Source organism: Mycobacterium sp. 1245111.1 (genome assembly GCF_001673405.1).
GTDB lineage: Bacteria > Actinomycetota > Actinomycetes > Mycobacteriales > Mycobacteriaceae > Mycobacterium.
On sequence record NZ_LZLV01000035.1, the window covers coordinates 1 to 21,988 of the forward strand.

The 21,988-nt window shown below is 66.2% G+C and carries 25 protein-coding genes; 15 read left to right on the forward strand and 10 right to left on the reverse strand.

The genetic code is table 11. From position 1 onward, the window contains the following. Positions 1-242 precede the first annotated feature (242 nt). Positions 243-2,840 (forward strand): LuxR family transcriptional regulator, encoded by a 2,598-nt coding sequence (locus A5658_RS07365; protein ID WP_067332802.1) that lies wholly within the window; start codon positions 243-245, stop codon positions 2,838-2,840. Here A5658_RS07365 and A5658_RS07370 read toward each other — a convergent pair. Then, entirely contained in the window at positions 2,837-3,169 is a 333-nt protein-coding gene (locus A5658_RS07370) for a nuclear transport factor 2 family protein (protein WP_231997241.1), read from the reverse strand. The two genes, A5658_RS07365 and A5658_RS07370, sit on opposite strands and share 4 nt — an antisense overlap. Positions 3,170-3,355: 186 nt before the next feature. Here A5658_RS07370 and A5658_RS07375 point away from each other — a divergent pair, with 186 nt between their 5' ends. From A5658_RS07375 to A5658_RS07400, 6 genes are all read left to right on the forward strand, one after another. After that, positions 3,356-3,694, forward strand: coding sequence for a hypothetical protein (locus A5658_RS07375; RefSeq protein WP_067332804.1), 339 nt, complete (start codon positions 3,356-3,358; stop codon positions 3,692-3,694). 263 nt (positions 3,695-3,957) lie between these two features. Further along, entirely contained in the window at positions 3,958-5,076 is a 1,119-nt protein-coding gene (locus A5658_RS07380) for a glycoside hydrolase family 76 protein (RefSeq protein WP_067332805.1), read from the forward strand. Then, positions 5,073-6,422: a 3-oxoacid CoA-transferase gene (locus A5658_RS29180; protein WP_067332806.1), complete on the forward strand. Its 1,350-nt coding sequence runs from the start codon at positions 5,073-5,075 to the stop codon at positions 6,420-6,422. Before A5658_RS07380 ends, A5658_RS29180 begins: the two co-directional genes overlap by 4 nt. Before the next feature lie 24 nt (positions 6,423-6,446). Next, positions 6,447-6,944, forward strand: coding sequence for a peptide-methionine (R)-S-oxide reductase MsrB (msrB, locus tag A5658_RS07390; protein WP_067332850.1), 498 nt, complete (start codon positions 6,447-6,449; stop codon positions 6,942-6,944). 60 nt (positions 6,945-7,004) lie between these two features. Next, positions 7,005-7,268, forward strand: a complete 264-nt coding sequence (locus tag A5658_RS28400) for a hypothetical protein (RefSeq protein WP_067332807.1) — start codon at positions 7,005-7,007, stop codon at positions 7,266-7,268. Next, positions 7,162-8,193: a PE-PPE domain-containing protein gene (locus A5658_RS07400; protein WP_082993004.1), complete on the forward strand. Its 1,032-nt coding sequence runs from the start codon at positions 7,162-7,164 to the stop codon at positions 8,191-8,193. Before A5658_RS28400 ends, A5658_RS07400 begins: the two co-directional genes overlap by 107 nt. On the opposite strand, the gene A5658_RS07405 is transcribed toward A5658_RS07400, so the two are convergent. Then, positions 8,194-8,877, reverse strand: a complete 684-nt coding sequence (locus A5658_RS07405; protein ID WP_067332809.1) for a DedA family protein — start codon at positions 8,875-8,877, stop codon at positions 8,194-8,196. A 134-nt stretch (positions 8,878-9,011) separates the two neighbouring features. On the opposite strand from A5658_RS07405, the gene fbaA reads away from it, so the two are divergent. Beyond that, on the forward strand, positions 9,012-10,046 hold the full coding sequence (gene fbaA, locus A5658_RS07410) for a class II fructose-bisphosphate aldolase (protein ID WP_067332810.1): 1,035 nt from the start codon (positions 9,012-9,014) through the stop codon (positions 10,044-10,046). A gap of 75 nt (positions 10,047-10,121) precedes the next feature. Here fbaA and A5658_RS07415 read toward each other — a convergent pair whose 3' ends face one another. After that, entirely contained in the window at positions 10,122-10,973 is an 852-nt protein-coding gene (locus A5658_RS07415; RefSeq protein ID WP_067332811.1) for a hypothetical protein, read from the reverse strand. 106 nt (positions 10,974-11,079) lie between these two features. Between A5658_RS07415 and A5658_RS07420 the strand changes: the two genes are divergently transcribed. Then, on the forward strand, positions 11,080-11,496 hold the full coding sequence (locus tag A5658_RS07420) for a DUF3151 domain-containing protein (protein WP_067332812.1): 417 nt from the start codon (positions 11,080-11,082) through the stop codon (positions 11,494-11,496). Here the strand turns inward: A5658_RS07420 and A5658_RS07425 are convergent. Genes A5658_RS07425 through A5658_RS07435 form a run of 3 tightly spaced genes read right to left on the reverse strand, consistent with a single transcriptional unit; the run spans position 11,493 to position 14,057 of the window. Then, positions 11,493-12,380, reverse strand: a complete 888-nt coding sequence (locus A5658_RS07425; protein WP_067332813.1) for a cation diffusion facilitator family transporter — start codon at positions 12,378-12,380, stop codon at positions 11,493-11,495. The two genes, A5658_RS07420 and A5658_RS07425, sit on opposite strands and share 4 nt — an antisense overlap. 49 nt (positions 12,381-12,429) lie before the next feature. Next, complete coding sequence (locus A5658_RS07430) at positions 12,430-13,386, reverse strand: SDR family NAD(P)-dependent oxidoreductase (RefSeq protein WP_082993005.1); 957 nt, start codon at positions 13,384-13,386, stop codon at positions 12,430-12,432. A 5-nt stretch (positions 13,387-13,391) separates the two neighbouring features. Further along, positions 13,392-14,057, reverse strand: a complete 666-nt coding sequence (locus tag A5658_RS07435) for a peroxiredoxin-like family protein (protein WP_067332814.1) — start codon at positions 14,055-14,057, stop codon at positions 13,392-13,394. Positions 14,058-14,146: 89 nt separating this feature from the next. Here A5658_RS07435 and A5658_RS07440 point away from each other — a divergent pair, with 89 nt between their 5' ends. From A5658_RS07440 to A5658_RS07450, 3 genes are all read left to right on the forward strand, one after another. Beyond that, complete coding sequence (locus tag A5658_RS07440) at positions 14,147-14,743, forward strand: TetR/AcrR family transcriptional regulator (protein WP_067332815.1); 597 nt, start codon at positions 14,147-14,149, stop codon at positions 14,741-14,743. A gap of 23 nt (positions 14,744-14,766) precedes the next feature. Then, a complete protein-coding gene (locus A5658_RS07445; protein WP_067332816.1) occupies positions 14,767-15,192 on the forward strand; it encodes a thioesterase family protein in 426 nt (141 codons plus the stop codon). A gap of 144 nt (positions 15,193-15,336) precedes the next feature. Next, the gene (locus A5658_RS07450; RefSeq protein ID WP_156751314.1) at positions 15,337-15,768 is read left to right on the forward strand and encodes a hypothetical protein; all 432 of its coding nucleotides are present in this window, start codon (positions 15,337-15,339) and stop codon (positions 15,766-15,768) included. A gap of 37 nt (positions 15,769-15,805) precedes the next feature. On the opposite strand, the gene A5658_RS07455 is transcribed toward A5658_RS07450, so the two are convergent. Beyond that, positions 15,806-16,585, reverse strand: coding sequence for a site-2 protease family protein (locus A5658_RS07455; protein WP_067332818.1), 780 nt, complete (start codon positions 16,583-16,585; stop codon positions 15,806-15,808). 22 nt (positions 16,586-16,607) lie between these two features. Then, complete coding sequence (locus A5658_RS07460; protein WP_369830496.1) at positions 16,608-17,162, reverse strand: peptidase M50; 555 nt, start codon at positions 17,160-17,162, stop codon at positions 16,608-16,610. Between the two features lie 152 nt (positions 17,163-17,314). On the opposite strand from A5658_RS07460, the gene A5658_RS07465 reads away from it, so the two are divergent. Next, positions 17,315-18,613, forward strand: coding sequence for an adenylosuccinate synthase (locus A5658_RS07465; protein WP_067332820.1), 1,299 nt, complete (start codon positions 17,315-17,317; stop codon positions 18,611-18,613). Continuing rightward, the gene (locus tag A5658_RS07470; RefSeq protein ID WP_067332821.1) at positions 18,610-19,242 is read left to right on the forward strand and encodes a PaaI family thioesterase; all 633 of its coding nucleotides are present in this window, start codon (positions 18,610-18,612) and stop codon (positions 19,240-19,242) included. The genes A5658_RS07465 and A5658_RS07470 overlap by 4 nt, the downstream gene beginning before the upstream one ends. Before the next feature lie 3 nt (positions 19,243-19,245). Here the strand turns inward: A5658_RS07470 and A5658_RS07475 are convergent, their stop codons facing one another. Beyond that, positions 19,246-20,061, reverse strand: coding sequence for a class I SAM-dependent methyltransferase (locus A5658_RS07475; RefSeq protein ID WP_067332852.1), 816 nt, complete (start codon positions 20,059-20,061; stop codon positions 19,246-19,248). A 60-nt stretch (positions 20,062-20,121) separates the two neighbouring features. Further along, on the reverse strand, positions 20,122-20,592 hold the full coding sequence (locus A5658_RS07480) for a helix-turn-helix domain-containing protein (protein WP_067332853.1): 471 nt from the start codon (positions 20,590-20,592) through the stop codon (positions 20,122-20,124). A 113-nt stretch (positions 20,593-20,705) separates the two neighbouring features. Here A5658_RS07480 and purT point away from each other — a divergent pair, with 113 nt between their 5' ends. Beyond that, positions 20,706-21,884 carry a formate-dependent phosphoribosylglycinamide formyltransferase gene (gene purT, locus A5658_RS07485; protein WP_231997242.1) on the forward strand — a complete coding sequence of 393 codons (1,179 nt, stop codon included), beginning with the start codon at positions 20,706-20,708 and terminating at the stop codon, positions 21,882-21,884. The last annotated feature ends 104 nt before the right edge of the window (positions 21,885-21,988 follow it).

The window sequence follows — 21,988 nt, forward strand, 5'->3', positions numbered from 1 at the left end:
AATCGAGTACGAAAAGATCGCTGCCATCCAGTCGGAGGCAGCATAAAGAATGCCTCCACGATTTCGGGGGAAGCCCAGGGTCGGCATGGTGTCGGTGGTCATGACGGCTCCTCCGTGGAAGGTGGGCGTTAGCGGTTGCTGGCCGCGACGTCATCGTTGCTCCGGTGCGTAAGTGGCAACTCAGTAGGCGGATACTGATTTTTTCGTCTCACCGCGGGGGCTACCGCTTCTAGGCTGTACGGGTGCGGTTGACCTGGCCGTTGACCGGCCGCTCAGAAGAACAGCGACTCATCGAAGCCGCTGTGTTCGACTCGGAGTCCTCCGGCATCGTGGTTTGCGGGGCTGCCGGCGTGGGGAAGAGCCGGGTCGCGCGCGAAGCACTGACTTCTGCCGCGTCGCGGGGATGTGAAACCCGCTGGATCGTCGGCACCTCCTCGGCCCGGTCGATTCCGTTGGGGGCACTGTCCTCATGGGTGGGCCCTGCCGTCGACAACAACCTTGAATTGGTCCGTGGCGTGATCGCCTCGCTGACTTCGTCACCAGCGGACAAGGCGGTGGTTCTCGGTGTCGACGACGCGGCTCTGCTCGACGACGTCTCGACGTTCGTCGTGCACCAGATCATCCAGCGCCGCGCCGCGAAGGTCGTACTCACCGTCCGCCAAGGAGAGCCGGTCCCCGCCGCGACGCGGGAGCTATGGGACGTCGGGCAGTTCGACCGCCTCGACCTGCAACCGTTGTGCGAAGCCGAAATATGCCCGCTCATCTCGGCAACGTTGGGCGGTCCGCTGGACCCGCAAGCCGCTGAGCGGTTGTGGACGTTGACCCGCGGCAACCCGCTGTATCTGCGAAACATCGTCGAACAAGAGGTTGCTGATGAACGGATCAAGCTGCAGGACGGCTATTGGCGCTGGCTTGGTGATCCGGTCCTGCCGCCCAACCTCGTCGAATTGATCGAAGGGCGGATCGGAGGCCTGCCCAGCGAGGTGAGTGATGTGATCGACGTCCTCGCTGTCGGTGAGCCCATTGAGCTCGGGTCACTGACCCGGATCACTGACGCGGCCGCGGTCGAGCAGGCCGACCTACGGGGTCTCATCGCTCTCGACCATGTGGGCGGGCACGTCGAGGCACGCCTGGCACACCCGCTGTATGGCGAGGTGCGCAGGAACCGGGCCGCCGCAACGAGGCTACGACGGTTACGTGGCCTCGTGGCCGGCGAACTCGCCGCGGCAGATGATCGCGACGACATGCGGATGGTGGTACGCCGCGCGACGCTGCGCCTCGACTCCGACCTCGAAGCCGATCCGGATCTGTTTGTCCGGGCAGCCCGCGGCGCGGTCTGGCTCTGGCAGATTCAGCTGGCCGATCGGCTCGCTGATGCGGCCATGCGTGCGGGAGGGGGCGCAGACGCGAAGCTTATTCGCGCCTACGCCTTGTCGTGTACGGGTCGCGGCCAGCAAGCCGACGCTCTGCTCGCCGACATCCAAGCAGGCGAGCTGGCCGACGCACTGTACGGTCGGGTCGCCTTTCTGCGGGCCACCAATCGGCTGTTCACCTTGGCCGATCCCGTCGGCGCCAAGGCGCTCATCGACGATGCATCCCCGGCCGCGGGATCGCAGGGCCGCTGCTGTATCGACGCGTTTTTGACGGTGTACTGGGCGGCGATGGGCAAGCCGGATGCGGCGATCGAATCGTCGCGCAAGTTCAGCTGGAAGGAGCTACCAGACCTCGTCGCGCAGCGAGTGACAGCCTGGGCCCTCGCGCTTGCGCTCGGAGAAGCGGGCCGCGCCGGCGCAGCGGCTATGGCGGCCACGGCCGGTTATCCCGTCCCAATACGCTCGTTCGTCATCATCACCGACGCCCACATCGGCGCGCTCTTGTTGTCTGGCCAAATCGCCGAGGCGGAGGCGCCGGCGGAGAACGTACGACAAATACAGATCGAATTCCGAGCATTCCAGTCTTTCCAGGTCGGCTCTCTCGCGGTGGGCAGAGCGTCGCTTGGTGCTGGGCGGCTAGACACCGCGATTTCGCTGCTGACCCAGGCCACCGAAACCGTAGAGCCTTCCAGCGACTCCAACGGGTGGGGCTATCGATGCCAGATACCGCTGGCGACGGCGCTCGCGATGCGCGGCTCGGCGGATCAGGCTGCGGCTCGGCTCGCCAGACTCGAAAAGGAGCGCCATCCCAGCTGGCGATACCTCGACTACGAGTACGCCATCGCCAAGGCATGGGTGGCGGCCGCGCAGGGCGCGATCAGCGAGGCTATCGTAATCGCGCTTGCTGCCGCCGAAACAGCCAGGGGCAACGGCCAACTGGCTCCTGAAGTGATGTGCCTGCAGACAGCCACGCAGTTCGGGGAGCGTACTTGCGGACCGCGATTGCGGGAGCTCGAAGCGGCCGTCGAAGGCCCCCGCGCGGGCGTGGCGGCCCGCTTCGCTGAGGCATTGCATGACGACGATGGATCCGAATTGGCAGCGGTATCAAAACAATTCGAGGAGATGGGCGATCTCGTCGCCGCTGTCGATGCGGCGGCGCACGCCGCCATCGCCTACCGGCACCACGACCTACGCGGATCGGCGTTGGGCTGCTCGGCGAAGGCGGAAGCGTTGGCGGAGCGATGTGACGCGCGCACGCCAGTCCTGCGCAAGGCTGTCGAGCGATTGCCGTTCACCGACCGCGAACGAGAAATCGTGATGCTTATCGGAGAAGGGCTGTCCAACCGCGACATCGCGACACGGCTGACGCTGTCGGTTCGCACCGTCGAAAGTCATATCTACAAGGCGATGGCCAAAACCGGCACGGCCAGCCGCGACGACCTCGCCGCGTTGCTACCCCGGCGCTAGCTCAACTGATCCACCACCGCGGCCGTATCCAGCCAGATATTCTCCCGGCTGATCAGCCCGTCGCGGAATTCGAATACGTGCAACATGCGGAAACTGATCCGCCGCCCATTGCCCGCGAGCCCGAGCAATGATCCGATGACGGTTCCGGTCATGAGCTGCTCGAGGACCATCGCGTCGTCGGCGCCATACTGGCGCAGGACATCCCAGCTTTCGGCGCGGAAGTTGGCGGTGAGGTAGGCGTAGAACTCGCGCGCGGCGCGCTTACCGCGACTGGGGCTGTGCGGGAATCCGACGACGTCGTGCTCGACGTCGTCGGTGTATACCGCCACCGCCCCATCGATGTCGCCCTGACTTTCGGCCCTCAGGTGCGTCGACCAGCGCTGCCATCTCGCTGCTGTCCATCTGTAGGTGTTACCACGCCGCGACGGTGCGAAATATCAGTAGTGCGCCACTGACTCCGACCGGTAGGCCGCGATCAACCATTTCATTAACGGATCGCACCAACGGAGGTTGACATGCTCACGCCAGATCTCGTATTCAACGCTTCCACCGAGGCCGCCGATAACGATGAGGCCCGAGAGCAACTGGTGGCGCCGGCGCGGGGCTCGATCACCAAGCCGCCGGCACCCGTCCTGATCACCGAGCAAGAGGTGGCACTCGGCACCGCGGCAGCGTTGCGGGCGCAGCCTTCGGCTCTGCGCCGTCGGATCCTGGCGGTCCGTGTCCGACTTGCAGCCGTGGAGAACGCGCTTGTGGCACCGCCGCACGATGCCCGCCCGAAGCGCCACGACTACCCGAGGCACTACTCCTGGCTGGAAAATGCGGCGATGGTCCGCGAGATGGATCGCCTCTAATCCGCAGGAGGCCATGATTGCCCGTCGAGATGTGGGACACCGTGTCACCACGGCTGAGCCTCGTCAGTCGGGGAAGACGCCCACATGTCGATCGAGGAGAATAAGAATCTGCTACGTCGCCACCGGGTTCGGGATGGCAAAATCGTCGAGTATTGGTCGGTGGTGGATTTCGCCGGGATCTTGGCGCAATTGGGTCTCATGCCTGTACGTGGTGGCTGAGACCGCGGGATGGTGGCTGCCCGGGTAAGGCAAGATCAGCAGACATGGATCAGGTATGGGTCAACCGGGCGGTCAGCGCGGAGGCCGCTGTCGCTGGTCGCCATCTGAAAAAGCTGTGGGCGTTGCCCGGCACCCAACTCGGTGTGGTGGGCTGGCCCGCGACCCGGCGCGACCGATGGTTCGGCGGTTGGCATTACTGGTGGCAGGCGCATCTGCTGGACTGCCTGGTCGACGCCCAGCAGCGCGACCCGCAGCCCGAGCGCCGCATCAAGATCAAGCGGCAGATCCGTGCACATCGACTGCGTAACAACGGATCCTGGGTCAACAGCTACTACGACGACATGGCGTGGCTGGCCCTGGCCCTGGAGCGGGCGGCCCGGATCGCCGACGTGGAGCGTAACCGCGCACTGCACAAGCTGAACGACCAATTCGTCAAGGCGTGGGTGCCCGAAGACGGCGGCGGCATCCCGTGGCGCAAGCAGGACCAGTTCTTCAACGCCCCGGCCAACGGTCCGGCCGGCATCTTCCTGGCCCGTTACGGCGACCGGCTGCGGCGGGCCCAGCAGATGGCGGACTGGATCGACGAAACGCTGATCGACCCCGAGACGCACCTGGTATTCGACGGCATCAAAGCGGGCTCGCTGGTGCGCGCCGAGTACACCTACTGCCAGGGCGTAGTGCTGGGTCTAGAGACCGAACTCGCCGCCCGCACCCACGACGACCGCCACGCGCGGCGGGTGCACCGCCTGGTCGCGGCGGTCGACCAGCAGATGGCCCCCGGCGGTGTGATCCGGGGCGCCGGCGGCGGGGACGGCGGGCTGTTCTCCGGCATCACCGCCCGCTACCTCGCGCTGGTCGCGACCACGCTGCCCGGCGATACACCCGACGACGTCAAGGCCCGCGACACCGCCCGTCACATCGTGCTCACGTCGGCGCAGTCGGCGTGGGACAACCGCCAGACCGTCGAAGGGCTGCCGCTGTTCGGGCCGTTCTGGGACCGCCCGGCCGACCTGCCGACGGCCGGCGGCGAGAAGGCGCAGTTCGTCGCGGGCGCCGTCACCGCTTCCGAAATCCCCGAGCGTGATCTGTCGGTGCAACTGTCCGGTTGGATGCTGATGGAAGCCGCCCACGCCGTCACCGTCGATGAAGGAGCGAGCAAATGAGTAAAGTCCACGCCGACGCCGAATCGGCGTTGCACGGCCTGTTGGCAGACGGAATAACCATCGCCGCAGGCGGTTTCGGACTGTGCGGTATCCCGGAGAACCTGATCCAGGCCCTGGTCGACAGCGGCGTCAAGGATCTCACCATCGTCGGAAACAATGCCGGCGTAGACGATTTCGGCATGGGTCTACTGCTCAAGGCGCGTCAGGTGAGAAAGGTGATCGCCTCCTACGTGGGGGAGAACAAGGAGTTCGAGCGTCAGGTGCTGGCCGGCGAGCTGGATCTGGCGCTGACCCCGCAGGGCACGCTCGCGGAGAAGCTGCGCGCGGGTGGTGCCGGCATTCCCGGTTTCTACACCCGCACCGCGTTCGGCACCAACCTCGCCGAAGGTAAAGACACCCGGGTCTTCAACGGCACGGAATACGTTCTGGAAGAAGGCATTCGGGCCGACGTGGCGATCGTCAAAGCGTGGAAGGGAGATAAGGCGGGCAACCTGATCTACCGCAAGACGGCCCGCAACTTCAACCCGATGATCGCCACCTGCGGCACGGTGACCGTCGCCGAGGTCGAGGAACTCGTCGAGATCGGCGAGCTCGATCCCGACCAAATACACACTCCGGGGATCTACGTCGACCGCATCATCGAAGGCCCGAGCTACGAGAAGCGCATCGAATTCCGCACCACCACGGGCGGTGCTGCGGTCAAGAAAGACAGCCCGATTCGCGAAGTGATGGCGCAGCGCGCCGCCAAAGAGCTGCGCGACGGCTACTACGTCAACCTGGGCATCGGTATTCCGACGTTGGTGGCCAACTTCATTCCGGACGACATCACGGTCACGCTGCAGTCCGAGAACGGGCTACTCGGCATCGGCGCCTACCCCACCGAGGACGACGTCGACCCCGATCTGGTCAACGCCGGCAAGCAGACCGTCACCAGCCTGCCCGGGTCGAGCTTCTTCAGCAGCGCCGACTCGTTCGCGATGATTCGCGGTGGACACATCGACCTGTCCATCCTCGGCGGCCTTGAGGTCGCCGAGAACGGCGACCTAGCCAACTGGATGGTGCCCGGCAAGATGGTCAAAGGGCCCGGTGGCGCAATGGATTTGGTGTCCGGCGTCAAACGCGTGGTCGTCGTGATGGACCACACCGCCAAGGACGGCAGCCCGAAGATCCTCAAGCAGTGCACGCTGCCCGTCACGGGCAGGGCGGTGGTGGACCTCATCATCACCGACCTGTGCGTCTTCGAGGTCGAGTCCGAACACGGGCTCACGCTGATCGAGCTGCACCCGGGCGTCACCGTAGCCGACGTCCGCGCCAAGACCGGATGCGATTTCAAAGTCGCCGTCTGACCGCACGGTCGTATGGTGGAAACCATGACAACCCGACGCAACGTCCTGCTCGGCGCCGCGTTCAGTGTGCTCGCCGGTGCCGGCGCGGTGGGCGCTTTCACCGCGACCGGCGCCCCGAGCGGTCCGGCCAAGACGTTTGAGGTCAACCACACCGACGAGGAGTGGCGTCGTCTGTTGTCGCCCGCGGCCTACGACGTGTTGCGCAACGCGGGCACCGAGCAGCCCTACAGCAGCCCGCTCAACGACGAGCACCGAGCCGGAACCTTCACCTGCGCCGGCTGCGGGCAGGCGCTGTTCGCCTCGTCGACCAAGTTCGACAGTGGCACCGGCTGGCCCAGCTTCTACCGGGCGCTGGACAACGCCGTGCTCGAGCGGCCGGACCACAGCGCGGGGATGTCGCGCACCGAGGTGCTGTGCAGCCGCTGCGGCGGGCATCTCGGTCACGTCTTCGACGACGGCCCGCAGCCGACCGGGCTGCGGTACTGCATGAATGGCGTCGCGATGGGCTTCACCGCCGCCTAATCGCCGAAGCGCAATTGTACTTGTGTAGTACTGTCGTCCGGTGTCGTGAAAGGACCGGACATGCGCGCTGTCGGCTTCCTCTGGTGCGTCGTGGCCGCCATTATCGCCGTCGTGTCACCCTGCGCGGCAATGTCGGTCCCCACTCGGACGCATGCCGTGCAACTGGTTGACACCAGCGCCGATCTGCCACTGGGGGATGGCACGGCGTTGCTGATGGGTGGAACCAGCATTCCGCAACCGAGCCAGCCCTACCTCGACGCCGCCGACAGTCTCTACCTGCAGCCGCGCGGCTTCACCGGCACTTCAGTCGCTGTTCACCCCTGAAAACATAAGTCCGACATCGCAATCGCGAGGTGAGCAGATCCTCGACTCGACGATCCTGCAGTCTTACAACCACGGAGACTTGAGCGCGCAAAACCCCATGGTGGTCTTCGGCTACTCCCAGAGCGCCTCGATCTCGTCGGAGGTGATGCGCGAGCTGGCGGGCCAGGGAGTGCCGAGCGATGACGTGCACTTCGTGCTGATCGGCGACCCGGACAACCCCAACGGCGGCTCCGAGATCGTGACCAGCAATCTCTTCCCGGCATATCTGCAAGACAACGTGGCCACCCCGAACGATCTGTATCCGACCGACGTCTACACCGCCGAGTACGACGGCGTCGCCGATTTCCCGAAGTATCCGATCAACCTGCTCTCGGACCTCAATGCAGCGCTGGGCTTCATCTACGAGCACGGCACCTACTTGAGCCTGACCCCGGAGCAGATCAGCAACGCGATCCAGCTGCCGACCTCCGCGGCCGACACCATGGTCAACTACTACATGATTCCGGCCGAGAGCCTGCCGCTGCTGGATCCCCTGCGCCTGATCCCGATCCTCGGACAACCTCTCTACGACTTGCTCGAGCCCGATACCCGAATTCTGGTCAACCTCGGCTACGGCAGCATCGACCAGGGCTGGGCGCCTGGAGATGCCGACGTCGTCAGCACGTCCGGGCTTCTGCCCGACATCAACCTCGGTGAACTCTCCACCGCCCTTGGCGCCGGCCTGCAGACCGGGGTCAGCAACTTCTTCGCCGATCTGGCGAACCCCGACACCTACAAGATCATCCCGTTACTGGAAAACCCTTCGCTGACCGAAATCGCCGACGCGGGATACCTCTACGGTTTCCTGCCCACGCCGGACCCGACGCCGTCGGAGGCCTTGCAAGGCATCATCGAACTGTTCCAAGCCTTCACCGCTATGACCTGACTATCGTCGGTCGCCGACGGTCAGCTTCTCTTCGTCGTCCGTGGCGGCGCGACGCCGCCGCAGGTACGCGCGCCCGGTCGCGATGAACGCCGGGAGCATCGAGATGAAGAGGATGGCCAGGACGATCTTTTCCAGATTCTGGTGGATGAACGGAACGTTGCCCAGGAAGTAGCCGGCGATCGTCACCCCGCCGCCCCACAGGACGCCACCGACGATGTCGAAGGCCAGGTAGACGGGGTAGCGCATGTAGGACACCCCGGCGACCACAGGGGTGAACGTCCGGACGAACGGCATGAACCGGGCCAGGATGATCGCCGCCGGCCCGTATTTCTCGAAGAAGGCGTGCGATTCGGTCACGTGGTGCTGCTTGAAGAAGCGCGAGTCTTCCTTCTTGAACAGCGCGGGCCCGATCCGGCGGCCGATGAAGTACCCGGTCTGGTCGCCGGCGATCGCGGTCAGCGCCACAGCCGGCGCCAGCACCCAGATGTCCAGCGTGCCGTGCGCGGCCAGCAGACCACCGGTGAACAGCAACGATTCACCGGGGAGCAGCGGAAACAGCAGTCCGGTTTCGACGAAGACGATCGCCAGGATCGTCGGCAGCACCGCCGATGCGAACAATCCCTGAGGACCGATCCAATACATCGGGTCGAGGATGTTGGGCATAGCCACCACGGTGGTGATCACGGCATTCAAGATACCGGCGGTTCGGGCCGGCTGTTACCAACCGCCTCCCGGGCTGGGCTGCGAGCTTCGGAAGCAGGTTGCGATACTGATGGGCGAACCGGGCTCAGCGCGACACCTGCTCAGGAGGAGAACTCATGCCCATCGCGACGCCAGATGTCTACGCCGAGATGCTGCGACGTGCCAAGGAGAACGAGTACGCCTTCCCGGCGATCAACTGCACTTCCTCGGAAACCGTCAACGCCGCGTTGAAGGGTTTCGCCGACGCGGGTAGTGACGGCATCATCCAGTTCTCCACTGGCGGTGCGGAATTCGGCTCGGGCCTCGGCGTCAAGGACATGGTCACCGGCGCGGTGGCGCTGGCCGAGTTCACCCACGTCATCGCCGAGAAGTACCCGATCAACGTGGCCCTGCACACCGACCACTGCCCCAAAGACAAGCTCGACGGCTACGTGCGACCGCTGCTGGCCCTCTCGGCCGAGCGGGTCGCGGCCGGCCGGAACCCGCTGTTCCAGTCACACATGTGGGACGGCTCCGCGGTGCCGATCGACGAGAATTTGGAAATCGCGCAGGAGCTCCTCAAGCTGGCTGCGGCCGCCAAGATCGTCCTCGAGGTCGAGATCGGCGTCGTCGGCGGCGAGGAAGACGGCGTCGAGGCCGAGATCAACGACAAGCTCTACACCACCCCCGAGGACTTCGAGAAGACCATCGAAGCGCTCGGCCACGGCGAGCACGGCCATTACCTGCTGGCCGCCACGTTCGGCAACGTGCACGGCGTTTACAAGCCCGGCAACGTCAAGCTGCGCCCCGACATCCTCGACCAAGGCCAGAAGGTCGCGGCGGCCAAGCTGGGTCTTGCCGACGGCGCCAAGCCGTTCGACTTCGTCTTCCACGGCGGATCTGGCTCGCTGAAGTCCGAGATCGAAGAGGCGCTGCGCTACGGCGTGGTGAAGATGAACGTCGACACCGACACCCAGTACGCCTTCACGCGACCGCTGGCCGCGCACATGTTCACCAACTACGACGGTGTGCTGAAGGTCGACGGCGAGGTCGGTAACAAGAAGGTCTACGACCCGCGCAGCTACCTCAAGAAGGCCGAGGCGTCGATGACCGAGCGAGTTATCGAGGCCTGCAACGACTTGCACTGCAACGGGAAGTCGGTCTCGAGCTAGCCGCGGTCCGGCCTCCAGCTGACGTTACTGATGTGACATGTGGTGAGCTGAGGCCGCGCCGCCGCCCAAACCCCGTTAGCCAGAATTAGTTTCGCAGATCTTCCACTGGTCGTCGCGGTACTGCAGGTCGAAGCTGCGCGTGGAGCGGGTCTGCGGGGCGTACGCCATGAACGCGGTGACGTTGGCCTCGGCGTGGTTTCCGTTCACCACCACCTGGTCGATGTCGGCGACGACGGGATACTGCTTGGCCGCCGCGACGCGGTGGTAGACGTCGTTCCACTCGTTCTGGTTGTAGTTGACGTAGTCATCGCGCATGCTGCCGCACGTGAGGCTGCGCAGTGTGGTCAGATCACCGGTCTGAACCGCGGCGTCGAAGTGCTGAATCGTGTTGCGCACCTTGTCTTCCTGCGATGCGTTCGGCTTTCTGTCGTTGCGGGTCAGCAGCACGGTGCCCAGTACCGCGACCGCGGCGAGGGCCAAGATGATCAGGATCAGCGCCAGCACCCACCCCCAGCTGCGCTGGCTGGACGGCCGGAGCTTGGCGCCCAACCGAGGCGGAATCAGTTGCGGCGTAGCGGTTCTGACTCCGAGTTGGCCGCCCTCGAGGGGGCGGCCGGGGGCGAAGACCTCGGTGGCGGGCTCGTTGGCCGCGCTGATGATCGCGGTTTCCTTGGCGTCGAAACCCGGGGCGGTGAAGCGTCGTTCACCGGGTTGAAGCGCAGGTGTCGGCGATTGCTGCTCGTGCCCGGTCGGACCGATCACCTCGGTCGCCGGATCGGTCCCGCGACGGGTCTCGGTGGTCTCTTCGTCGGCACCGGCGGTGGGTTCGACAGCGGTGTCCGCGTCCGATTCCACTGCGTCGCTCGCGGCGTCTCGATCGGCGGCGTCCGGCGTGTTGTCGCGGTCAGACCCTGATGGATTGGGCATAGGCCAGCCGTCCTTAAGTCGAAATACCTATTGCAGCTTAGCGACCCGAGGCCGGGTTGACGGTGGCGGCATCGGTCGAACAAGTGCAGCACGGCACAATATCGGCATGACGCCGATGCACGATCTGCTGGGACCCGATCCGATCTTGTTGCCCGGTGACCCCGAGGCCGAGGACCAACTCGACGCCGGCGACAACCCGACCGCCGTCGCGGCCGCGCACCCTTCCGCGTCGGTGGCGTGGGCGGCCTTGGCCGAAGACGCGCTCGCCGACGACAAGGTGATCACCGCCTACGCCTACGCCCGCACCGGCTATCACCGCGGCCTGGACCAGTTGCGCCGCAACGGCTGGAAGGGTTTCGGTCCGGTGCCGTTCTCGCATGAGCCCAATCGCGGTTTCCTGCGCTGCGTCGCGGCGCTGGCCCGGGCGGCCGACGCGATCGGCGAGACCGACGAACAGGCCCGGTGCCTGGATCTGCTCGACGACTGTGACCCGGCCGCGCGCGAAGGCCTCGGCCTGAGCTAGAAGCCGGGCGCGCAGTCGCTGACGTCGTCCGGCTGCTCGATCTGGATGGTCGCGTGGTCGAGCCCGCGCTCGGCCAGCACCGCCTGCGCGTCGCGGAGCACGCGCGACGAATCGTCGCAGCTGGCCAGGTGCGCGGTCACCATGTCTTTGCCCGGCACCAGCGTCCAGACGTGCAGATCGTGCACCTCGGTGACCCCGTCTACCGCCGCCAGCGCAGCGCGCAGCTCGTCGACGTCGATGTGGCTGGGCGACGACTCCGACAGGATGCGCAGGGCTCCGGCGGCCAGCGACAGGGCGCGGGGGAGTACCCACAGCGCGACCAGGACGGCGACCACCACGTCGGCGTAGGGCCAGTGTGTGGTGAGCGTGACGACGCCGGCGATGAGCACCCCGATGCTGCCGACCGTGTCGGCGATGACCTCCATGTAGGCGCCCTTGACGGCCAGGCTCTGCGACGAGTGCGAGCGCAGCAGCAGTGCGACCACGGCGTTGGTGGCCAGCCCGGTCAGCGCGACGACGATCATCGGCCCGCCTGGTACGTCGGGTGCCTGACCGATCCGGCTGATCGCCTCGCGCAGGATCAGCGTCGCGACCCCGATCAGTAGGACGGCGTTGGCGACGGCGGTGAACACCTCGGCGCGGTGCCAACCGTAGGTGCGGGCCGGTGACGCGCTGCCGCGCTGGGCGAGGATCACCGCGCATAACCCCATGAAGGTGGCCGCGACATCGGTCAGGATGTGGCCGGCGTCCGCGAGCAGCGAGATCGAGCCGATCAGCAGCGCGGTGGTCAGTTCAACGACGAAGAAGCCGCCGAGCAGCGCGGTGGCGATCGCCAGCCGGGGCGCCGGGGTGCCCGGGCTCGCGTGATCGTGGCCCGCGCCCATAGCCAGCAATATATGCGGACCTTTGCATATATGGCAAGGAGCGCGCTAGTCAGCCCGGTGTGGCGTGGTCATCGGATTTTTCCAAGAAGCGGTGGATCGCCTGGTATGCGTGCTCTTGAGCGGTCACGTCGGCGAAGTCGGCGACGATGCTGGACTGGTCGAACAGTGGACCGGTCAACGTGTTGGCCGCGCTCGCGTAGAACCTTCCGCTGCGCAGTTCACCGCCCACCAGGGCGTCGACGAGCCGCTTCGCGCCGACGTCCAATGGATGCGAAATTCCGAAGAGCGGTCCCACATACGGCATCACCACGCGCTGCATGATCACCCGGGGCACGGTGGGCAGGTCTCTGAGTGCATCGGTGCCCGCCGTGTTTCCCGGGCTGACGGTGAGCAGCCGAAGGTCCGGGTGTTTTCGTGCCAGCGCAGACATCCACAGCGCTCCGAGATACTTCACCTGCCCGTACGCAAGCATGGGATCGACCTTGCGGCCGTCGAAGAAGGATCCGTCGATGACCGAGGCGAACTCCTCGACCGACCGGGTGGCAAATGTCGGCCGCTTCATCCGCAGTTTGGGTACTCCTCGCGCGGCCTCACTCCCGGTGAGCACGGCCGCCGAGGTCAGCAATCCCGCATCGAGGAGGCCCTCCAATAGACACGCATGGCCGAGCACGTTGGAAGCAAAGATTGTTGTCGCCCCCTCGGGGGTGTGCGCCATGGGCGTGGGACCGCCGGTGCCACCGGCGTTGAGCAGGACCGCCCGCAGCGGCTGCTCCAGTGCGTTGAGTGCCGCACGCACCGAGGCCAGGTCCGCGGTATCCATGATCAGGACCTCGAAGACCGACCGACCCGTGATCCGTTGCAGGTCGGCTTGCGCCGCCCCTGCCTTGGCCTGGTCGCGGCACGCCAGATAGATGGAGTCGACGTCGGCGCGCAGCGCCAACTGGCGCGCCACATCTTTGCCGAGCCCGGCGTTGGCGCCGGTGATGAGGAATGCGTTGCTGGACAAGGGTTTCAGCTCACCGCGTCGACGGCGGCCAGGATGTCGGGCACCTCGCTGCGGGTGGTGTAGTTGGGGTGCACGTCGATCCACCGGATGATGCCCGCCGCGTCGACGACGACGGTGGTCGGCATGGGCAGGGCTGTAGTCCCGTCCGCATTCACCTCGGTGGTGTCCAGTCCCAACTTGGCCTGTGCGGCGATTGACTCGGGGGAGGGTTCGGTCAGAATCCCCAGCGCGGTGGCGATGTGATTGCCTGGATCGGATGCCACCGCATACGTCAATTCGTTGGACTGCGCGGAAGTCAGCGAACCGTCGGGTTTTTGGGGGCTGACGGCGATCAATTCGACGCCGCGTTCGCCGAGCGCGGGAACCAGTTCGGCTTGGTAGGCGCGCAACGTGATGTTGCAGTAGGGGCACCAGGCCCCGCGATAAAAGACCACGACCGCCGGCCGTCCGTTGCGCAATCGCGCCAACGAGGTGGAATCGCCATGAACGTCGAGCAGTTCGCCGTCGGGCATGACAGACCCCGGCGACAGGACAAGTTCTGGTACGCCGCGAGCGTCCAATGCAGCCTGATCGGCGGCGAAGGCGGCTATGACATCGGCGGGCAGTCGCTCCGCAGAGGCGCTCGCCAGTGCGCGCGCCTGGTCTCTGATCGTCGACGTGGGTGTCGCCATGACTGTCTCCCGGGGCTCGATTGGATTGATCTCTCCAGAAAACTCGTCAATTTTTGGATTGTCAACTCCAGAATCGGTAGTCTGGACCGATGACTACCCCGAAGGGCCAGGCCACCCGGAATCGCGTCCTGGCTGCTGCGGCCGCGCTGGTCTACGAACGCGGCGTCGGCGCAACCAGTACGGAGGACGTTCAGGCCGCGGCCGGCGTCAGCGCGTCACAGCTCTACCACTACTTCGCGGACAAGCGCTCGCTCACCCATGCGGTCATCGAATATCAGGCCGACGCGGTCCTCGGGTTCCAGGAGTCGATGCTGGCGCGGCTCGATTCGCTAGCGGCGCTGCGCAGCTGGGCCGCGACCATCGTGGACCTCCAACGTGGCAACGGGTTTCGCGGTGGTTGCCCGCTGGGCTCGTTGGGCAGCGAACTGGCCGAAAATGACAGCGCCGCAAGAGAAGACGTCGCGGTCGCCTACCGGCGCTGGCACGATGTCATCCGAGCTGGTCTCAGCGATCTGCGTGATCGCGGTGGGCTGGTCGACAGCGCTGATGTCGACACGCTGGCTACAGCGCTGTTGGCGTCGCTGCAAGGCGGACTGCTGCTTGCCAAAGTGACGCGCGACGGTGAACCGCTGGAGACCGCGCTCAACACTGCTATCGACCACATCGCGACATTCGCCGCCGCGTGATAACTCCAGAGAAGGACTCCGGCATGGACGACGCCCCGACGCTCGCGCGGTTTTCCTCGCGCGCCTTCGACAAGCTGCGCTACGCAGATACCGATCGGCAAGGCCACGTCAACAATTCGGTGTTTTCGACGGCGTTGGAAACCGGGCGCGTCGAACTTCTCTACGCTCCCGGCGCGGGGATCGTCGAAACGGGCAAATCGTTCGTGATTGCCCGCCTCGAACTCGACTTCCGCGGTGAGTTGACCTGGCCCGGCGAGGTCGCGATCGGCACAAACGTCGAGTCGGTCGGCCGCACCTCATTCACCTTGGCGCAGGCCCTGTTTCAGCGCGAACAGTGTGTAGCTGTAGCCCGCACGGTCATCGTGCAGGTCGACGACGCTACGCGCCGCGCTACCGCGCTGAGCGCAGTCGCCGCTGCGCGACTGCGGGAATTCCAGCCGCATGGGTAAAGCCCGACTCACGCCCGCGTCGTGCCAAATCGGATCGATCGTGCAGGTCGCTCGTGTATTGGAATTGTCGGTCCAGTTTTCCGCCGTCCTGATGGGCGGTGTCTATTCACGAGCGTCAAAAAATTGTGCCAAGGAGGGGGACTTGTGACACCAGCGCACGGCAACAGGGTCTTGAAATATAATTCGATCTTCCTGGGCCTTTTTATGTTTGCATTCGGGTTTCTGAAATTATTCGAGCCTTTCGCGACATGGTTCGATATCCAGATAACCAAGAGTGGCCTGCCACGATTCAGTATTCCGCTGGGCAAAGCCGGAGAAATGGCCATCGGCCTTGGCCTGCTTTCGGCTTGCCACGCCAAGCAGAAAGTTCCGGCCCTGTATGGCCCGCTTGTGTTCGCCGCCTCGGCCGGACTGGTGGTCAATTTAGGGGTCGCGACGTATGTGCATATGCAGCCAGAAGTGCCGGCAAACGTGCTGCCCCTGGGGATAAAACCGCCGTTTATCCCATTGTTCGTGATGTGCCTGGCCTGGCTGAACCTCTATCAGCTCTATCGAGACAACACCCGCCAGTCTTGAGAGAGCACGGAGCGGGGAGCGTCGGCGCGCCGCCGATCTAGAACAGGTGTCGCCAGAACTGGGTCAGGCCCGCGCCCAACTGCCACAGCAACCCCGAGACCCCCGACAGTTCGAAGACCGCGTTGACGAGCCCGAAGAACCAGTGGTTGAGCGGCGAGGCGAACAACAGGAAGAACAGCAGCAGGAAGCCGTACGGCTTGAACTGTGCCAGCGCGCGCTGTGTCTCCGGGCTCAGGTGCGGCTCCAGGGCGTTGTATCCGTCCAGGCCGGGAATCGGGATGAGGTTCAACAGCAGCGCGGTGATCTGCAGGAAGCCCAGGAAGGCCACCCCGGCCCACAACACGGGGTGCTTCGGGTCGAAGAACAGATTCGTCACCCCGAGCAAGAGCACGGCCAACGCCAGGTTCGCCGCCGGCCCGGCCAGGCTGACCAGCGTGCGCTGCCGCGCCGTCATGTACGACGACCGCACGTAGACCGCGGCGCCCGGCAGACCGATCCCGCCGATCGCCGTGATCGCGATCGGCACCACGATCGACCACACCGGGCTCACGTAGCGCCGAGGGTCCATGTCCAGATAGCCGCGTAGCTCGATGTCACGGTCGCCGAATCGCCAGGCCGTGAAGGCGTGCCCGAACTCGTGCAGGCACAGCGACACCACCCAGCCGGCGATCACCATCACGAACACTGCGGCGTAGGCCAGTGGTGTCACGTCGTCGCCCACCCAGTAAGCCAGCCCGCCACCGAGGACGGTCAGTCCGACGATGGCCCAGAAGATCGGACTGGGTCGCACCGACCGGTGCAAGTCGCGGGCGCTCACCCGACGAAACTACCGACGCTGGTCACCGGACGGCCAGCCAGCCCTCGGTGTGCCGATAGAACGTCGAGCGGCGCACCGGCCGCGGCGCGGCCACCCCATCGCGGACCACCGAAATCCCGGGCCCACCCAATTGCGCGGCCCGGCCGGTCAACCAGCGACGCGTGCCCGAGACCCGGGCCCGCACTCCAGGCAGGGCCGCCGTCGGCTGGACCGCCACCTCGGCGACGTCGCCGTCGAAGAGCAACGCGTCGTCCACCACGGCCTCACCGTGCAGCAGCCGCTCGCCGGCCGCGGGCCGCCAGACGGCCGACCCGACGATGACCGACCCGGTCTCGTCGCGAATCAGCGGCAACCGCACGGCCGAACCGCGCACTGCCCGACGCGCGGCCCGCCACCCGGCCGGCAGGCGGTACGCCCGGGTGGCCGGCGTGCGGCGGCGCGGGACGTAGGCCACCTCGACGTCGAGCAGCTCCGCGCGCATCAGCCGGGTCAGCACCAATGCGAGGTCGCCGTCCGCGCCGAGCACCACCACCCGTCGCGCTGAGGCGATCGCCGCATCGATGTCACCGGTGTCGATTACCGTCTGGTCGCGCAGTGCGCGCGGCAGTCGATCGTCGAACGCCAAAACTGCGACGGGTGGGGCGTTCAAGAGCTTCCTCGCAAACGGCTGAGATAGTGTGGGTCACCGGCTGGACCACAATAAGCGGCGAAAATGAGTGGGAGCGAGGCATGCCGGCAATCGTCCTGATCGGCGCCCAATGGGGCGACGAGGGCAAGGGCAAGGCCACCGACCTGCTCGGCGGCCGCACCAAGTGGGTCGTTCGCTATCAAGGCGGCAACAACGCCGGGCACACCGTGGTGTTGCCCAGCGGCGAGAACTTCGCGCTGCATCTCATCCCGTCGGGTGTGCTGACCCCGGGCGTCACCAACGTCATCGGCAACGGTGTGGTGATCGACCCCGGCGTGCTGCTCGACGAGCTGAAGGGGCTCGAGGATCGCGGCGTCGACACCTCGAAGCTGCTGATCTCCGCCGACGCGCACCTGCTGATGCCGTATCACGTGGCCATCGACAAAGTGACCGAACGCTACATGGGCAACAAGAAGATCGGCACCACCGGCCGCGGGATCGGGCCCTGCTACCAGGACAAGATCGCCCGGCAGGGGATCCGCGTCGCCGACGTCCTGCACCCCGACGAGTTGACGCACAAGATCGAGGCCGCGCTGGAATTCAAAAACCAGGTGCTGGTCAAGATCTACAACCGCAAAGCGCTCGACCCTGCGCACGTCGTCGAGGCTCTGCTGGAGCAGGCGGAGAGCTTCAAGCACCGCATCGCCGACACCCGGCTGCTGCTCAACACCGCGTTGGAGGCCGGCGAGACCGTCCTGCTGGAGGGCTCGCAGGGCACGCTGCTCGACGTCGACCACGGCACGTATCCCTATGTGACGTCCTCGAATCCGACCGCGGGCGGCGCGGCCGTGGGATCCGGCATCGGGCCGACCCGGATCACCACCGTGCTGGGAATCCTCAAGGCCTACACCACTCGGGTGGGCTCGGGTCCATTCCCCACCGAACTGTTCGACGAGAGCGGCGAATACCTGTCCAAGACCGGGGGTGAGTTCGGTGTCACCACCGGACGCCGCCGCCGCACCGGCTGGTTCGACGCGGTGATCGCACGCTATGCCACCCGGGTCAACGGCATCACCGATTACTTCCTCACCAAGCTCGACGTGCTGTCCAGCCTGGAGACAGTGCCGGTGTGTGTCGGCTACCGCGTCGACGGGGTGCGCACCGACGAGATGCCGATGACGCAGAGCGATCTGCACCGCGCGGAGCCCATCTACGAGGAACTGCCCGGCTGGTGGGAAGACATCTCCGACGCGCGCGAATTCGACGATCTGCCCGCGAAGGCGCGTGACTACGTGCTGCGGCTGGAAGAGCTTGGCGGAGCTCACATTTCGTGCATCGGTGTGGGGCCGGGTCGCGACCAGACGATCGTGCGTCGTGACGTGCTGGCGGCTCGCCCGTGACCGACTCTCCGGAACAGCTCGACCCCGACTACGACCATCACGGCGGTTTCCCGGAATACGGCGCGGCCAGCCCGGGCCCGGGTTTCGGCCGGTTCGTCGCGGCCATGCGGCGGGTGCAGGACCTCGCGGTGTCGGCGGATCCCAGCGACGACCTCTGGAATGACGCCGCCGCGCACGCCGAAGCACTGGCCGACCAGCTCGCGCCCTACAAAGCGCCCGAAGGTCAGGCCCCGGCCGGACGATCGCCGCAACTGCCCGGGATGGGCAGCCTGCTGCTGCCGCCGTGGACGATGAGTCGGTACGACCCCGACGGGGTCGAAATGCGTGGCCACTTCAGCCGATTCCACGTCGGCGGCAACGGTGCGGTGCACGGCGGTGTGCTGCCGCTGCTGTTCGACCACGTCTTCGGCATGGTGGTGCACGCCGCCGGCCGGCCGATCAGCCGCACCGCGTTCATCCACGTCGACTACCGCAAGATCACCCCGATCGACACCCCGCTGGTGGTGCGCGGACATGTCGCCGCTACCGAGGGCCGCAAGGCGTTTGTCCGCGGCGAACTGTTCGACGGCGACACCATGTTGGCCGAGGCCAACGGCCTGATGCTCCGATTGCTGCCCGGTCAGCCGTAACCGCTAGACGCGACTCCAGGCGGTGATCAACGCGGGAGTTGTCGCGATGGCCCCCGCGGCGGCCAGGTCGTCGAGCAACCGGGACCGCAGTGCGTCCGGGTCGGCGAATCCGTCGAGGGGCACACCCAACTTTTCGGCCGCGGGAACCAGCGTGTGCAGCGTGTCGGCGACGAACTCCACCACCTCCGGATGATCTGCCCCGCCGACCGGCTGACCCAACGTCAGCCGTGGCGCAGACAGCCCCGCCGCGCCGAACAACGCGGGCAGCGTGGCGGCGAACGTCGTGGACAGGCCCATGGCCGTGAAGGTAGCGGCGATGACATCCCTCGCGTCCTCCCACAGCGGCACCTTGGGGACGGTCCGCGCGGCCGTCATGTCGTATTCGGAGAACGCGAGGAAACCGCCCGGTCGGACAAAGCCGGCCAGCTGCCGAAGCGTCGCCACCGGGTCAGGGAGATGCATCAGGATCAGTCGCCCGATCACGGCGTCCACCGGTTCGTCGAGCGACAGGTCGCCAACCGTGGTCTGCTCGAAACGCACCCAGTTCAGCCCACGTTCTGCGGCGCGGGAACGCGCCAGCTCCACGATGTCGGCGGCGTCGATGCCGAGCACGGAGCCTTGCTCGCCGACCAACTTCGCCGCGACGAACGAAACGTCGCCAGGCCCGCAGCCGACGTCCAGCACCCGCATGCCCGGCCGCAGACCCGCTTCTCGCAGTGCGTGCTCGGTATAGCCGTCATACAACTTGGCCTGTTTCAGCAGCCGCTGCACCTCGGGATCGGCGTGGCCGAGGAGGTATGTGCTTGCGTTGGAAGGCATCTGGTCGACGGTCATCGGCATCTCCAAGTCAATTGCGTGATGCAACCCACTATGGCAGAGTCAGTTGCGTCGTGCAACTGACTCACGACTGCCGGGGCCTGGCGCCGTCTCCAGGTCGCCGTACCCCAGGCTGGCGCCGCAATCGGTGCACGTGAGCTGTTCGGTCAGGCGGCCGCCGCAGTCTCGATGCGTCACGAGCAGCGGCGGGCCATCCGGCGCGAGGTAGCGATCCCCCCACAGCAGCATCGACATCAGCGCCGGCCAGAGGTCTTTGCCCTGCTGGGTGAGGCGGTACTCATACCGGTCTGGCCGTTCCTGGTAGCGGTGCCGCTCGAGCACACCGGCTTCGGTCAACCGGGACAGTCGGTCGCTGAGCACGTTTTGGGCCAGGCCGAGCTTGGCGCGGAAATCGTCGAACCTGCGCACTCCGCGCATGGCGTCGCGGACGATCAGCAGCGTCCATCGGTCGCCGACCAACTCCAGGGTGCGCGCGATCGAGCACACCTGATTCTCGTAAATGCGGGGCAGCATGCCTGCCATGTTACTTGCATGATGCAAGTAACTGAGTGCGTTTACCGGTCGCCCGCCTGGTCGCGCAGCGCACCTATCCTTGAGCAGCGTTACTAGGGGAGAGGGTGGGACCGGTGGCTGAAGGCGGGCTGCACAACGGGTCGAGGCGTGGGCCGACGGTCATGTTGCTGGGCACAGGCGAATTCAGCCGTGAACTCTCGACCGCGCTCAGGCGTCTGGGGGCGCACGTGATCGTTGCCGGACAGCAGCCGAACGCCAACGTCCCGGCCGACGAATCGCTGCTGATCGACTTGACCAACGCCGACGAGCTGGGCGCCGCCATCAAGCGGGCGCGGCCGGATGTCGTGGTGACGGCTTCCGACGCGGTGTCCACCGACACGCTGGCTGCCGCGGGCGACGGCGTCGCCACGCAGTTCGTCCCCTCGGCGCGCTGCGCGCGGCTCACCGCCGATCGGGAAGGCCTGCGGCGGCTGGCCGCCGACGAACTCGGCCTACCCACCGCGCCGTTCTGGTTCGCGGCTTCGCTCGACGAGCTGCGCGCCATCGCCGACCACGCCGGCTACCCGCTGCGGGTGCAGCCGGTGGCTGCCGTCGGGACCGAGGGCCAATCGGTGGTGCTGCTACCGGGCGACGTCGAAGCGGCCTGGCAGCGGGCCGGTAGCCGCAGGGTCCTGGCCGAGACCCTGGTGGAGATCGACTTCCGGGTCACCCTGCTGACGGTCCGCAGCGACGGCCCGTCGGGCCCGACGCTGGACTTCTGTCAGCCGATCGGTCATGGCGATGCCGTCGGTGACGTGCGGGAATCCTGGCAGCCGCAGGACCTGACCCCGGCCGCGCTGGACGCCGCGAGGTCGATCGCGGCCCGCATAGTCAAGGCCCTGGGCGGACGTGGCCTGTTCGGCGTGGAGTTGATGGTCCGCGGCGACGAGGTGTATTTCAACGACGTCACCGCCCTGCCGTTCGAGAGCGGCCTGGTCACCCTTCGCACGCAACGGCTCTCGGAATTCGAGTTGCAGGCGCGCGCGATCCTGGGCCTGCCCACCGACACCATCATGGTTTCCCCGGGTGCGGTCGGAGTGATCTACGCCGGTGGCGGCGGGGACCCCCACCCGCGGGGCGGTGGCGCGCTGGCCGAGGCGCTGCGCACCACCGAAAGTGACGTGCGGGTATTCGCTCACGATGAGGCTGAGTCCCGCAGGCCGCTGGGGGCGGTAGTCGTGACCGCCGCGGACGTCGCCACCGCCCGCGGCCGAGCCCGAAACGCCTCGGCCGCACTGCGCAGGCTCTGGTAGCCGGCGGGCTGGCCTCCCAGCCGGGTATGCGAGACTCACGCAGGTGAGTTACGCAGGAGATATCACGCTTGAGATGTCGTGATATTGTCATGACAGCAGTGCTT